The organism is Rhizobium sp. N731 (genome assembly GCF_001664145.1).
Taxonomy (GTDB): Bacteria; Pseudomonadota; Alphaproteobacteria; order Rhizobiales; family Rhizobiaceae; genus Rhizobium; species Rhizobium esperanzae.
Genome location: NZ_CP013601.1, coordinates 3,790,045 through 3,802,683, shown reverse-complemented (window position 1 = coordinate 3,802,683; position 12,639 = coordinate 3,790,045). Strand labels below are relative to the sequence as shown.

The following is a 12,639-nucleotide window of genomic DNA, read 5'->3' as shown; positions in this document are numbered from 1 at the left end:
TCATCAGCTGCCGATATGCCGTTGGCCGCGTTTTTTCGCCAGCGCGATCTGATGCTGCCGCTGACGGTAGCGCAGGCGGTCTTCCTCTGTCCGCATGTCATAACAGTGGCTGCAGGAAACGCCTTCCTCATAAAGCGGCGAGGCAATTTCCTCTGATGTGATCGGGTTGCGGCAGGCGTGGCACAGCCGGTGCTCACCTTCCTTCAGGCCGTGTTCGACGGATACACGCTCATCGAACACGAAGCAGGCGCCCTCCCAAAGGCTTTGTTCCTGCGGCACTTCCTCCAGATATTTCAGGATGCCGCCCTTCAGATGATAGACCTCGTCGAAACCTTCGGCCTTCATGAAGGCCGTGGCCTTCTCGCAGCGTATGCCGCCGGTGCAATACATGGCGACTTTCGGCTTGTTGTGCAGCCCGGTATTCCGGCGCACCCAATCCGGAAATTCGCGGAACGTCTTGGTCTTGGGGTCGACCGCGCCGCGGAAGGTACCGATTGCCGTCTCATAGTCGTTGCGGGTGTCGATGACGATCGTATCGGGATCGGAAATCAACGCGTTCCAGTCCTGAGGCGCCACATAGGTGCCGACCACCTTGTTGGGGTCGATGTCTTCGACGCCCATGGTGACGATTTCCTTTTTCAGCTTCACCTTCAGGCGCAGGAAAGGCATCTTCGAAGCGCGGCTTTCCTTGTGCTCCAGGCTCGCAAATTCCGGTTGGGCATGCAGGAAGGCGAGCACCGCGTGAATGCCGGCGTCCGATCCCGCGATCGTACCGTTGATGCCCTCATGCGCCAGAAGCAGCGTTCCCTTGACGCCGTTTTCCTCGCACAGCGCCTGCAGCGGGGCCTGCAAGCTGGCAAAGCGCGGCACGGATACGAAATGATAGAGCGCCGCTACGAGGAACGGGCCCGTGTGTGTCAGGCTGTCGGTCATGGGCGGGAAATACAGAAAATTGACCGGTCGCGCAATTGCCTTCCGCGCAGGCGGCCGGCCGTCTCCAGGATCGCCCTGCTATCGCTCAATTTGCAGCCATCAGCCAGAGAAGCTCGATACGCTCCGATTCCTCGTCGGGATCATCGGCGAAGACGGTTTCGGCTTTGAGGAGAGCTTGCCGCCGGTCTTCCTGCTGGCGGAAGATGATCGCGTCAAGAAGATGCGCCAGATCGTCGTTGCGGGTGAAGAGCTGCGGCTCGGCTTCGACCAGTTCACAGAGCACGGCGAGGTCATGGATGTGGCCGAGATCCTCGACGAGCTCCTTGGCCGCATCGCGCTTGGCCTTCATCGCGCCCGGCCAGATGTCCCGCAAAAGACCGTGGTAGAGCCGATAATCGTAGGTGCGTTTGCGCAGATCATGGAAATCCCCGGCCGATGCATCGCCGTGGCACCTGGCAAGTGCAGCCTTGGCCTTGCGCGCGGTGCGGCGCCAGCTCTTCGCCAGCATGCGGGCATTCTTGCGGTGACTGCCATCGAAGAAAATGCCATCCAAAGCGGCGATCGCCTCCTTCAGTACGCCTGGGGTTTCCATCAGCCGCTGTCGCAGGCCACTCTCGGCCTCCGCCATCCAGTCGCGGCGCCCCTCGAGAATGGTGACGATCCGGCCGAGCGCCTCGCTTTCCTCTTTCCCGCGGGCTGAATGCTGCAGATATTGCGCGGTGCCGATAAGCGCGGCGGCGTCGCGGATGGCCGAAAGCGAGCGCGCGGCATCGCGCAGCCTTGCATTTTCCTGCTCCTGGAAATCCGGCACCTCGCGCGCGACAAGCCGGTAGAGCGAGCGCAATCGCTTCAGGTTTTTTCGGAAGGAATGGATCGCCTCGTGCGTACCGTCCGGCCGCTCTTCGAGAAAGGTAATGGCGCCTTCCAGCTGCTCGGTCGCGATGCTCCGGAATGCCTCAGTGAAATCGACGTCAGGCCGAATGCGATAGGCCATGCCTGTCGTGCCCGTATTCTGTGGCAAGGGCCTGGTTGGAGTAGCGGAAATCGCCGGTCACTTCGCGGCCAAGCCAGGTGGGCAGGACGGGTTTGTCGGTTTCCGCCGTCATCTCCACTTCGGCAATCACCAGCCCGCGATGCTCGCCGGCAAAGACGTCGACTTCCCAGACGAAGCCTTGATGCGGAACGCGGTAGCGCGTCTTCTCGATGACGACGCCGATCGCGCTCTGCAACAGCTCCTCGGCATCGGCAATCGGGATGTCATATTCGAATTCGTCACGGGTGATGGCACTGCGGCCGATCTTGATCGTCAGCTTCGCTTTCCTGCCGTCGAGGATGCGAACGCGGACGGAACGGTCGTCCATCGAGGCGATGTAACCTTGCCTCAGGACAGACTTGCTCTCGACGGCGGAACGCCATCCATCGCCGCGTACAAGAAACTTCCGCTCGATCTCTTTCGCCATGTCGGTGAACCTTTTGTGACGATCGCCGCACGGTAGACCAATTTCCAGGCATTTCATACCCTTCTTCTCACGCAGCCGGGTTTTATCTCGACAAGGTTCGGCGAGGGCGTTATTCGGGATGCAAATTTCAATCGTTTCAAGGAGGTCGTGCGACCATGGGCGAGAAAACAGAGAAGCTCCTTTCCATCCTGAAACTCCAGCCGGTCGTTCCGGTCCTGATCGTTGACGATGCCAGGTCGGCGGTGCCGCTGGCCCGCGCCCTCGTCGCAGGCGGCCTGAAAGCAATCGAGATCACCATGCGCACGCCGGCGGCACTCGAGGCCGTGCGCGCCGTCGCCGCCGAGGTCGAGGGCGCCGAAGTCGGCGCCGGCACCATCCTGAATGCCGCCCATTGGGAAGCGGCTGTCGAGGCCGGCTCGAAGTTCATCGTCAGCCCGGGAACGACGCAGGAGCTGCTTGATGCCGCTGCCGATTCCGACGTGCCGCTGCTTCCGGGAGCTGCGACCGCCAGCGAAGTCATGGCGCTGCGTGAGGAAGGCTATCAGGTGTTGAAGTTCTTTCCGGCCGAGCAGGCCGGTGGCGCTGCTTATCTCAAGGCGCTCTCTTCGCCGCTCGCCGGCACGCTGTTCTGCCCGACCGGCAGCATTTCGCTGAAGAACGCCAGGGATTATCTTTCGCTGCCGAACGTCGTCTGTGTCGGCGGTTCGTGGGTTGCGCCGAAGGAACTGGTCGCAGCCGGCGACTGGGCTGGCATTACCAAGCTTGCGGCGGAGGCCGCCGCTCTGAAGGCCTGAGGTTGCATGGGCGGGGCATGAGCGCCAGGCAGCCCCACGCCCAATATTTGTATTTCAGCCGTCGCAAACCTATGTTCTCCTCCGGCCTCAAACAGGGAGACGACGAGGAATGTTCGACGCAAAGAAGCTTCTCGACCAGTTCTTGGGTTCGCAGGTGCCGGGTCTCGGCGGTTCAGTCCGCGACAGGGCGGGCGAGGCCATGCAGACGGCAAAGAACAATCCGATGAAGATCGGCGCGATCGCAGCCGTGCTTCTCGGCACCAAAACCGGCCGCAGTATTGCCGGCAATGCATTGGCGATCGGTGGTCTTGCCGCTATCGCCGGCCTTGGCTATCAGGCTTACAAGAACTATCAGGCGGGCCAAGCGCCCGCGGCCCCCTCGGATGCGCCGTCGGCTAACAATCCGGTACTCCTGCCGCCACCCGTCGAATCCGGTTTCGGACCGGCATCGCCTGCCGGCAGCAACGAATTCGTGCTGGTGCTGATCCGGGCGATGATCGCCGCAGCCAAGGCCGACGGCCATATCGACGACGCCGAACGCGCCCTGATCATGGACAAGATCAAGGCCGCTGACGTCAGCGGCGAGGCCGCTGCTTTCATCGAGGGCGAACTTGCGTCACCGACGGACATCGATGCGCTCGTGGCTGCGGCGGTGACGGAAGAACAGCGCGTCGAGCTCTACACCGCCTCGCGGCTGACCATCGATCCGGATTCGCGCGCCGAGCGCGGTTATCTCGATCTGCTCGCCGGCCGGCTCGGCCTCGCCGATCAGCTGGTCGACCATATCGAGGCGACGGTGTCATCCGCCAAGACGACCTTGTCACAGTGACATCCAGGCTGGTTGCGTTTATCGGGCGACTGGCCTATCCACTCCCGGAGCCTTCCCCGGTTAAATTGACGCTTTCGTCAATTTAACCGGGGAAGGCTCTGGAATAGGGGAGTGAACATGCGCGATCTTGCAAATTTCAAGGGCTGCCCGGCGCCGAAGCCGGTTACGCTGAAAGGCCGTTTCGTCACCGTCGAGCCCTATCGCCGCGAGGAACATCTCGAAGCGCTGTGGGACGGGCTCGGCGGCATGGGCATCAACCCACTGCTTCTTTATTTTTCGCAGGATGATTTCTCGGGCATCGAGGACTTCGCCAACTGGCTGGAAAACATCTACACCAAATCCGGCTGGCTCACCCATATCTTTCGTGACAACGCCACCGGCAAGGTTGTCGGCATGGCGAACTACATGCGCGCCGACCCGGCAAATGGCGTCGTCGAAATCGGCGGCGTGGCTCATGGTCCCGACATGAGCCGTTCGCCGCTGTCCACCGAAGCGCACTACCTGATGGCCAAACATGTTTTCGAGGATCTCGGCTATCGCCGCTACGAATGGAAATGCGACAATAAGAACGAGGCGAGCAAGACGACGGCACTGCGCTACGGCTTCAGCTTCGAAGGGGTGTTCCGTCAGCACATGATCTCCAAGCATCGCAACCGCGACACCGCCTGGTTCTCGATGATCGACGCCGAATGGCCGCTGATTAACGATGCTTTCGAGGCCTGGCTTTCGCCCGAAAATTTCGACGCGGCCGGCAATCAGATCCGCCGCCTGCAGGATATTCGTGCGGATCTGGAGAAGGAAAGGCTGGCGTGAGCCCGGAAAGCCGCTCGCAGGCGATCGCCGCCGCTGTCATCCTGCTCGGCGCCGGCCTCGTCCTTTATTTTCTGCCGACCATCGTTCTCTGGGTCGGCAATTTCTCGCCGACGCTGGGGATCCTCGTCGGCATCTGCCTGATCATGGCGTTTTTTGCGGTTTTCTGGCTGCGGGCGCGCTATCAGCGTCGCAGAGGAAAATAGTCTATCCTTGCAGGGAGGCCCCGAGCAGGACGGCGCCCATCAGGATGACGAGCAGGGCGCCGAGGATTTCAATGGCGTTGCCAACCCAGACCGAAGCCGTCGAGCCTCGTCCGGAGAGGCGGACTGCCGCGCCCTTGGCGGTGACGGCAAGCGTCGCGAGCACGGAAACGGTGATCGCCGTGCCGAGCGACATGGCGGCGACCGAAAGCGCGCCGCCGAGATAGAGGCCGTTTAGCAGCGAGAAAGTCATGACAAGCAAAGCCCCGGAGCAGGGTCGAAGGCCGACGGCTATGATCGCCGACCAAGCCTCGCGGACGCTGAACCTGTCGCCGGCGAGCAGAGCAGGATCAGGCACGTGCGTATTGCCGCAGGTCTCGCAGACCATGCCGGGAACGAAGCTGTGGCCGGCCTTCACGGCCTGTGCCTTGCCGTTGAAGGCATAGGACTGGCGTTCGGCTGCGTTATCCTTCCAATCCAGCATCATGGACACCGGACCGGCCGACGTCGCCACCAGCCGGCGGCGCGGCAGATTGCTTGCCATCGAACGCAGTTTGCGGAACAGCAGCCAGCCGCCGAAGAGGATCACCATGACGAAGCTTATGATTTCCATGGCATGAGTGGCTGTCGTCAGCGTAATGCCGGTGCCGCGCAGCACCAGCCAGGCGCCGCCGACCAGCGCCACGGCAACGACGCCCTGGATGAAAGCCGAAATGAAGGAAATAACCACGCCGCGTTTCAGCTCGACCTCGTTGGCGATCATGTAGGAGGAGATCACCGCCTTGCCGTGGCCGGGGCCGGCGGCATGGAAGACGCCGTAGGCGAAGGAAAGGCCGACCAGCGATGTCAGCTGCCACGGATCCTCCCGCATTCCCTTCAACGCACCGGTCAGCGCCCGATAGAAGGCCTGCTGTTCATAGTTCACATAGAGCAAAAGCGGCGCGAAAGGCCCGCCCGTCGGTTGAAAACTCGGTTCGGCCGTGCCGATGCCGAGCGGCGATTGCGCGTGGGCGAGGCTTGCCGCCGTCATGAGCGCGAGCAGTGCTGCGGAAAGGACGAGCGACGGGCGTTTTATCAGCATGTGAGCTCCAGCCGTGTGGCGAAGAGTTTGGACATGTTGGTGCCGGTGGGATCGTTGAAGAAGGCGTCCGTCAGCGACTGCTTGTTTTGCGAGATCACCTCGTCGGCATCCGGCCTTACCACCTGGTGTTTGCAGGCCTTTAAGCCGTCGCCCACCGTTGCCAGCTCGTTGTCTGTGGGAAAATCGATCGACGTATAGAGCGTCGGATCGTAGACGCCGAAGGTAAGCCTGCCCTTGAGCGGCATCTTCTCCGCCGGCTTGACCGCAAAGAACATCAGGAGCTGGCCGTTCTTATAGTCGACATGGATGATGTCCGGCTGCTGGACGGTGATGCTCTTCCCGTTGATCGTCAGGTTCATGTAATAGTCGTAATCGGCAAGCGATTGCTTCACCGTTTTGCCGACCTCCGCGAGTTCGTTCGGCTCCAGCTTCAGATCGGTGTTCTTGTCGAAATCCATGACGACCGAGGAGGAGAAGACCTCGTCGAAGCGCCAGACATTGCGCAGTTCCTCGACGCTGCCATCAGCGCCGGCCACGACTTCGAGCCGCGCCTCCACGAAGATGTGCGGATGCGCAAGGGCAACTGCCGGTGTGAGCGAAAGAAGTGCGGTCATCAATGCTATGGATTTGTTCATGCGTCCCGCTGCCATATTCGCTCGACCCGAGTTCTTGCCAGAAATTGGGACGGAATTGGGACCAGTTTGCCGGTTGAGTTCTGATCGGCTCCACTCCATCGTCCGGCCGGGCCGGTCTTGCCGTGCAGATCTCACGGATGCTTCTTGAACCAGTTGTGCAGGTAATCGACAAAGATCCTCACCTTGGCCGGCAGGTAGCGCCGGTGCGGGTAGACGGCATAGATGCCGCGGTCGGTCGGAATGTAATCGTTGAATAGCGTCACCAGCTCGCCGCTTTCGATCGGCTTACGGGCGATGAAATCGGGAATGAGGGCGATGCCGATGCCGGCGAGGGCAGCGCGGAGTGTCGCGTGCGGGCTGTTGACCTCGATCGGCCCCGAGACGGCGACGGCGAAGGTTGTGTTGTCAGGATTGTGGAAGCGGATGCTGCCCTGGGTGCGTGAATTGGTATCGACGATAAAGGGAAGATTGGAAATGTCGCTTGGATGCTCCAGATCGGGATGACGCTCGAGAAAATCCGGGGTGGCGCAGAGATGGACGCGGAAATCGGAGATCTTGCGGGCGATCATGCCGGAATCTTCGAGCTTGCTGATGCGGATCGCGACGTCAAAGCCTTCCTCGATCAGATCGACGAACCGGTCATCGGCGGCGATCTCCAGCGAAAGGTCCGGGTTTTCGCCGGCGAAATCGATCAGCGACTGGCCGACGTCGGCGTCGACGAAGGTGCGGGGAACGGAGACGCGCAACCGTCCCTTCAGCTGTGCATTGTTTTCGCGCACGAGATCGGCAAGGTTGTCGATCTCTTTCAAAATATCGGAGGCGCTGCGATAATAGGTGTGGCCGGCCTCCGTCATGGAGAACTGCCGGGTCGTGCGGTTGAGCAGCAACGCGCCGAGCTCGTCTTCCAGTTCGCGCACATATTTGGACAGCAGGGCCTTCGAGCGGCCGGTGCGCCGGGCGGCGGCGGAAAAGCCCTCAGCCTCGACGACATCGATGAAGGCGCGTATGCGGGTCAAGGTGTCCATGAAATCCCCACAGGTGTTTTGGAATATTGAACAAATCGGGCCGTTTTGTTCAATTATTTTTTGGCCGCAAGATGAAAAAAACGCTTGATTATGAAGGCGAATATTCTTATCTCCCAGTCAGCCCAAAGTCGCACGTGCCCATGGGTGTCCGCCGAACCCTCGAATTGGTGAGGAAATCGGTAAGGTACCTGGAATTAACCCCTCCAGTCGCTATTCCGGCCAACCGGAAAATGCGAGGACGCCTGAAGCAACGACGGTGCGGGCCTTTTTGTTCTCTCCCTGCTTTCCATCAGCGGGGGTTACTGAAGAGGCACACCATCATTGCCGGAAGTGCGGTTGGGACTCTCCCTCCAATCCATGGCAGACAAAGCCGAACTTACACCGCGTTTGCGGCGTTGGTTCATTATCCGCGCATCAAGCGCTTGCTATGGTTCCGGGGTCTCCACCGGCTGGTTCCAATGCGAGTTCTCGTATGCCCTTTGTCCTCCGGTTCATGCCGGAGCTCTGGAACTGGAAGAGGGAACTGATATGACCACCCAGCGCATCCGCGACTTTCTCGCAACCCGACGTCCCGACGGTCCCTGCCTCGTGGTTGACCTCGATGTTATCAGAGACAATTTCCATGCCTTCCGTCATGCCATGCCGGATAGCGCCATCTACTACGCCGTCAAGGCCAACCCGGCTCCTGAGGTGCTGAAGCTGCTCGCCGGCCTCGGTTCCAATTTCGATTGCGCATCCGTTGCCGAAATCGAAATGGCGATGGAAGCCGGTGCGACCGCCGCCCGCATCTCCTATGGCAACACTATCAAGAAGGAGCGTGATGTCGCTCGCGCTCATGCGCTCGGCGTCAGCCTCTTTGCGGTCGACAGCCACGAGGAAGTCGAGAAGATCTCGCGCGCCGCTCCCGGCGCCCGTGTCTTCTGCCGCGTGCTCACCGATGGCGAAGGCGCCGAATGGCCGCTGTCGCGCAAGTTCGGCTGCGTTCCGCAGATGGCGGTCGACGTTCTCGTCTACGCTCATCAGCTCGGCCTGCAGTCCTACGGCGTCTCGTTCCATGTCGGTTCGCAGATGACCAAGGTCGATGCCTGGGATTCGGCTCTTGCCGATGCCAAGCGTGTCTTCGTTCAGCTTGCCAAGCAGGGCATCCACCTGCAGATGGTCAACATGGGCGGCGGCTTCCCGACCAAGTATCTGCGTGACGTTCCGTCCGCGGAAGCTTACGGCAAGTCGATCTACCAGGCGCTGCGCACGCATTTCGGCAACCAGATCCCGCAGACGATCATCGAGCCGGGCCGTGGCATGGTCGGCAATGCCGGTGTCATCAAGGCGGAAGTCGTGCTGATCTCCAAGAAGTCGGACAATGACGACGCCCGTTGGGTCTTCCTCGACATCGGCAAGTTCGGTGGTCTCGCCGAAACCATGGACGAGGCCATCCGTTATCCGATCCGCACCGAGCGCGACGGCGATGAGATGGAGCCCTGCGTGATCGCTGGCCCGACCTGCGACTCGGCCGACGTGCTGTATGAAAAGAACCTCTATCCGCTGCCGCTGTCTCTGACGATCGGCGATGAGGTCCTGATCGAAGGCACCGGCGCCTATACGACGACCTACTCGGCAGTCGCTTTCAACGGCTTCGAGCCGCTGAAGGCCTACGTCATTTAAGGTCTTGTCCCTGCTAGTCCCGTAACCAGCCGGGGCGGCAAATCCACAATTCTCCGAAGTCACCGTCTGAAACGGTTTTGAGTGCGGGAGGCCACGATGGCCGCTGTTCTTGATTCTGTCCGCGCATTCTTTGCGCCCTCCATTTTCACCATCGACGCCGAAAATCCGTCGGATGTCGTCGCGCGTGAAAACCTGCTCGATCGCGTCATGGGCACTGACCGCCGCAAGAAGTCGTCGGAGAAAATCCGCCGCAACCGTATTCCGGCCGAAGGACTTGCGCTGGTCGCGCGTGACCGCGACGGCCATCTGATCGGCACGGTGCGGCTCTGGAACGTCGAGGCCGGCGTCAACGCCGAAGGCACGCCGATCAACGCGCTGCTGCTCGGTCCGCTGGCCGTCGATTGCCGTCACGGCGGCAAGGGCGTCGGCTCGGCCCTGATGCGCGCGGCGATCCTCGAGGCGAAGAACCGCGGGCATGGCGCCGTCCTGCTCGTCGGCGATGCCGCCTATTACGAGCGCTTCGGCTTCTTCGCTAAAAAGGCTCGCCATCTTGTCATGCCGGGTCCGTTCGAACGCTCGCGCTTTCTCGCGCTTGAGCTCACCGAAGGCTGGCTTGACGGCGCGGCTGGCATGATCGTCCCCTCGGGACGCATGCTGGCCAGCGCGCCGGTTCGCCGCGCAGCTTGAGCTGCGCGCCGCCGGCAAGTGGGGAATCTCTTTCCCAGGCCGGCGACGTCCGCGCCGCTTGATCATGCAGGCAGGCGGGTCTGCCATGGTTGCGGCGCGGATTGTCTTTCCGTGGCAGGGCGGTGAGGCGTGCGAATAATCGGCTCACCAGCAGACACGATCGCGTGAAAAGTGCCATGGGCACACGAAGATGCTGCGGCGATACCCTATCATGCGCCGCATGATCCGGATTTTTTCCCTTCTGCTTTTCTTCTGCCTGCCGTTTGGCGCAACAGGCCTGGCGTCCGCCCAGAGCACGGCGTCCGCCGCCGGGCTTGGTCCGCGTCTCGACCAAGCGGCGAGCGATCCGGCGCTGCGACCGCTCAAGACGGTGGTCGTCGCTCGCAACGGACGCGTTCTCACCGAACGCGGCTTCCACGGTCATTCGCCGTCGGAAACGACCAATATCAAATCCGCTTCGAAATCGATCATTTCGGCGCTTGTCGGTATCGCGATCGGCAAAGGACTGCTGGATGGGCCGGACCAGAAGATCGCGCCGATCCTGAAGGCCGATCTTCCCTCATCGCCCGATCCGCGCCTCAACGACATCAGCATCGGCAATCTTCTCTCCATGCAGGCGGGACTCGATCGCATGTCCGGACCGAATTATGGCCGCTGGGTCTCGTCGCGCAACTGGGTGCGCTTTGCCCTTTCGCAGCCTTTTGTCGATCAGCCCGGCGGAGAGATGCTCTATTCCACCGCATCCACGCATCTGCTTTCGGCCATTCTAACCAAGGTCAGCGGCAGGTCGACCCTGGCGCTGGCGCGCGATTGGCTCGGCCCAATCGAGGGTTTCCGCATCGGCGCATGGGAGCGCGACCCGCAGGGCATCTATCTCGGCGGCAATCAGATGGCGATGAGCGCACGCTCCCTGCTTGCTTTCGGCGAGCTTTATCGCAATGGCGGGCGCACAGCGGAGGGAGTGCAGGTGGTGCCCGCCGACTGGATCGTGCAATCCTGGCAGCGCCGCACCAATTCACGCTTCTCCGGCGACGAATATGGCTATGGCTGGTTCACACGTGAGATCGGCGGCGAGCAGGTGCATTTCGGCTGGGGTTATGGCGGCCAGATGCTCTACATCGTGCCGTCGCTCGATCTGACCGTTGTCATGACCTCGGAAGAGAGCGGCCCTTCGGCCCGAAACGGCTACCGCGATTTGCTGCACGGTCTGCTGGCCGACATTATCGGCACGGTGCGGGCGGCTTGACCACAGCGGCGCAGGGAAAACCGCCTTTCGTTCAATTCTTAACGAAGGCTCCAATCAAACCGCAAAATGCTTGCTGTAGGTTCCCGCGACCAGAACCTCGGAAAAGCACCATGCTACCGGATCTCAGGACGATCTATTTCATTGTTGCCGTAAGCTGCTTCGTGCTGGGCATTCTCCAGCTTGCAGCCTATGCGACGGGGCGCTTCGAGAAGTGGCCGCTTTGGTGGGGCTTGAGCAACCTCTTCGTCGGTGTCGGTTCCTTCCTCGTCGCGCTGCGCAATCTCGTTCCCTATGCGGTTTCGGTCGACGGCGGTAACGTCGTCACCATCATCGGCTATATGCTGATGTTTTTTGCCGTGCGCGTCTTTTCAGGACGGGTTCTCGACCAGCGCACTTTCTGGTTTGCCATCGTTCTCGTCAGCGTGCCTGTCGTGCTTATCGTCAGCGATCCCGCAGCGGTCTCGGCAAGGCTCCTCTACGTCTCCGTCATCTGCTGCCTTTGCGATCTTGCGGTCGCAAGGGAGGCGATCAGCATCGTCTGCCGCGAGAAGCTCTATTCAGCCGGTCTGCTCGTCGGCCTCTATGTCTGCACCGCCATGATCTTTGCGGTGCGCAGCATGCTCGCGGCAACCGGTGAGATCGGCGGGCCGGATCCATTCGGCGGCAGCGTGGTCCATAGCTGGATGGCGGTATCGGCGGTGGCTTTCATCATGCTGCGCAGCATGGCCATGGTGCTGATGGCGGCCGAGCGCAGCCGCAATCAGCTGACCGAACTCGCCCATCACGATTCGCTGACCGGCGCGCTCAATCGGGGCGGCCTTGCCCAGCATTTACCCGCTCTCGCTTCCCAGCAGATATCACTGCTGATCATCGATATCGATCATTTCAAACAGCTGAACGACAGGCACGGCCACGCCGCTGGTGATGACATCCTGCGGCTTTTTGCCAGCCTTTCCAAGGGCATCATGCGCTCAAGCGATCTGCTCGCCCGCCAAGGCGGGGACGAGTTCCTGGCGGTGCTGAAAAACATCTCACAGGAAGATGCGATGGCGATTGCCGAGCGCATCCGTCTCGACTTCGCCGCCGCCGCCATGCAGCGGCCGGATCTCGCCGTCTTTCCGACGCTCAGCATCGGCGTCGCCACGCGGGAAGGCGGCGGAGATTTCGAACGGCTCGTGCACAAGGCCGATGAGGCGCTCTATCGCTCGAAGCGCGAAGGCCGAAATCGCGTTGAAGCCTTTTGGGAAAACCAGCAAGCGGCATAGCGCGTGGGC

General features: G+C 61.3%; 14 protein-coding genes. 8 read left to right on the top strand and 6 right to left on the bottom strand.

The features are described 5' to 3' along the window. Positions 1-3: 3 nt before the first annotated feature. The 3 genes from trhO to AMK02_RS18445 all read right to left on the bottom strand — a co-directional run bounded on the left by trhO (position 4) and on the right by AMK02_RS18445 (position 2,393). On the bottom strand, positions 4-933 hold the full coding sequence (trhO, locus tag AMK02_RS18455; RefSeq protein ID WP_064805038.1) for an oxygen-dependent tRNA uridine(34) hydroxylase TrhO: 930 nt from the start codon (positions 931-933) through the stop codon (positions 4-6). An 85-nt stretch (positions 934-1,018) separates the two neighbouring features. Then, entirely contained in the window at positions 1,019-1,927 is a 909-nt protein-coding gene (locus AMK02_RS18450; protein WP_064805036.1) for a CHAD domain-containing protein, read from the bottom strand. Then, entirely contained in the window at positions 1,905-2,393 is a 489-nt protein-coding gene (locus tag AMK02_RS18445) for a CYTH domain-containing protein (RefSeq protein WP_064806347.1), read from the bottom strand. Before AMK02_RS18445 ends, AMK02_RS18450 begins: the two co-directional genes overlap by 23 nt. Before the next feature lie 155 nt (positions 2,394-2,548). Here AMK02_RS18445 and AMK02_RS18440 point away from each other — a divergent pair, with 155 nt between their 5' ends. From AMK02_RS18440 to AMK02_RS18425, 4 genes are all read left to right on the top strand, one after another. Further along, entirely contained in the window at positions 2,549-3,187 is a 639-nt protein-coding gene (locus tag AMK02_RS18440) for a 2-dehydro-3-deoxy-phosphogluconate aldolase (protein ID WP_064805034.1), read from the top strand. A 109-nt stretch (positions 3,188-3,296) separates the two neighbouring features. Next, positions 3,297-4,016 (top strand): tellurite resistance TerB family protein, encoded by a 720-nt coding sequence (locus AMK02_RS18435; RefSeq protein ID WP_064805032.1) that lies wholly within the window; start codon positions 3,297-3,299, stop codon positions 4,014-4,016. Positions 4,017-4,133: 117 nt separating this feature from the next. Further along, the gene (locus tag AMK02_RS18430; protein ID WP_064805030.1) at positions 4,134-4,829 is read left to right on the top strand and encodes a GNAT family N-acetyltransferase; all 696 of its coding nucleotides are present in this window, start codon (positions 4,134-4,136) and stop codon (positions 4,827-4,829) included. Further along, a complete protein-coding gene (locus AMK02_RS18425; RefSeq protein WP_064805028.1) occupies positions 4,826-5,032 on the top strand; it encodes a hypothetical protein in 207 nt (68 codons plus the stop codon). Before AMK02_RS18430 ends, AMK02_RS18425 begins: the two co-directional genes overlap by 4 nt. A 1-nt stretch (position 5,033) precedes the next feature. Here AMK02_RS18425 and AMK02_RS18420 read toward each other — a convergent pair whose 3' ends face one another. The 3 genes from AMK02_RS18420 to AMK02_RS18410 all read right to left on the bottom strand — a co-directional run bounded on the left by AMK02_RS18420 (position 5,034) and on the right by AMK02_RS18410 (position 7,770). Further along, entirely contained in the window at positions 5,034-6,110 is a 1,077-nt protein-coding gene (locus AMK02_RS18420) for a nickel/cobalt transporter (RefSeq protein ID WP_064805026.1), read from the bottom strand. Further along, positions 6,104-6,745 (bottom strand): DUF1007 family protein, encoded by a 642-nt coding sequence (locus AMK02_RS18415; RefSeq protein WP_064805024.1) that lies wholly within the window; start codon positions 6,743-6,745, stop codon positions 6,104-6,106. The genes AMK02_RS18420 and AMK02_RS18415 overlap by 7 nt, the downstream gene beginning before the upstream one ends. 131 nt (positions 6,746-6,876) lie before the next feature. After that, positions 6,877-7,770 (bottom strand): LysR family transcriptional regulator, encoded by an 894-nt coding sequence (locus tag AMK02_RS18410; RefSeq protein WP_064805022.1) that lies wholly within the window; start codon positions 7,768-7,770, stop codon positions 6,877-6,879. 528 nt (positions 7,771-8,298) lie between these two features. Between AMK02_RS18410 and odc2 the strand changes: the two genes are divergently transcribed. From odc2 to AMK02_RS18390, 4 genes are all read left to right on the top strand, one after another. Next, positions 8,299-9,432: an ornithine/lysine decarboxylase gene (gene odc2 / locus AMK02_RS18405; RefSeq protein ID WP_064805020.1), complete on the top strand. Its 1,134-nt coding sequence runs from the start codon at positions 8,299-8,301 to the stop codon at positions 9,430-9,432. A gap of 96 nt (positions 9,433-9,528) precedes the next feature. Continuing rightward, the gene (locus tag AMK02_RS18400) at positions 9,529-10,119 is read left to right on the top strand and encodes a GNAT family N-acetyltransferase (RefSeq protein ID WP_064805018.1); all 591 of its coding nucleotides are present in this window, start codon (positions 9,529-9,531) and stop codon (positions 10,117-10,119) included. A 220-nt stretch (positions 10,120-10,339) separates the two neighbouring features. Beyond that, positions 10,340-11,365 carry a serine hydrolase domain-containing protein gene (locus tag AMK02_RS18395; protein WP_064806345.1) on the top strand — a complete coding sequence of 342 codons (1,026 nt, stop codon included), beginning with the start codon at positions 10,340-10,342 and terminating at the stop codon, positions 11,363-11,365. Positions 11,366-11,475: 110 nt separating this feature from the next. Then, the gene (locus tag AMK02_RS18390; RefSeq protein WP_064805017.1) at positions 11,476-12,630 is read left to right on the top strand and encodes a GGDEF domain-containing protein; all 1,155 of its coding nucleotides are present in this window, start codon (positions 11,476-11,478) and stop codon (positions 12,628-12,630) included. The last annotated feature ends 9 nt before the right edge of the window (positions 12,631-12,639 follow it).

What these genes read in the sequence shown, in the direction of transcription:
- trhO (WP_064805038.1), bottom strand. Translation starts at nt 933, where the DNA reads ATGACCGACAGCCTGACACACACGGGCCCGTTCCTCGTAGCGGCGCTC.
- AMK02_RS18450 (WP_064805036.1), bottom strand. Translation starts at nt 1,927, where the DNA reads ATGGCCTATCGCATTCGGCCTGACGTCGATTTCACTGAGGCATTCCGG.
- AMK02_RS18445 (WP_064806347.1), bottom strand. Translation starts at nt 2,393, where the DNA reads ATGGCGAAAGAGATCGAGCGGAAGTTTCTTGTACGCGGCGATGGATGG.
- AMK02_RS18440 (WP_064805034.1), top strand. Translation starts at nt 2,549, where the DNA reads ATGGGCGAGAAAACAGAGAAGCTCCTTTCCATCCTGAAACTCCAGCCG.
- AMK02_RS18435 (WP_064805032.1), top strand. Translation starts at nt 3,297, where the DNA reads ATGTTCGACGCAAAGAAGCTTCTCGACCAGTTCTTGGGTTCGCAGGTG.
- AMK02_RS18430 (WP_064805030.1), top strand. Translation starts at nt 4,134, where the DNA reads ATGCGCGATCTTGCAAATTTCAAGGGCTGCCCGGCGCCGAAGCCGGTT.
- AMK02_RS18420 (WP_064805026.1), bottom strand. Translation starts at nt 6,110, where the DNA reads ATGCTGATAAAACGCCCGTCGCTCGTCCTTTCCGCAGCACTGCTCGCG.
- AMK02_RS18415 (WP_064805024.1), bottom strand. Translation starts at nt 6,745, where the DNA reads ATGAACAAATCCATAGCATTGATGACCGCACTTCTTTCGCTCACACCG.
- AMK02_RS18410 (WP_064805022.1), bottom strand. Translation starts at nt 7,770, where the DNA reads ATGGACACCTTGACCCGCATACGCGCCTTCATCGATGTCGTCGAGGCT.
- odc2 (WP_064805020.1), top strand. Translation starts at nt 8,299, where the DNA reads ATGACCACCCAGCGCATCCGCGACTTTCTCGCAACCCGACGTCCCGAC.
- AMK02_RS18400 (WP_064805018.1), top strand. Translation starts at nt 9,529, where the DNA reads ATGGCCGCTGTTCTTGATTCTGTCCGCGCATTCTTTGCGCCCTCCATT.
- AMK02_RS18395 (WP_064806345.1), top strand. Translation starts at nt 10,340, where the DNA reads ATGATCCGGATTTTTTCCCTTCTGCTTTTCTTCTGCCTGCCGTTTGGC.
- AMK02_RS18390 (WP_064805017.1), top strand. Translation starts at nt 11,476, where the DNA reads ATGCTACCGGATCTCAGGACGATCTATTTCATTGTTGCCGTAAGCTGC.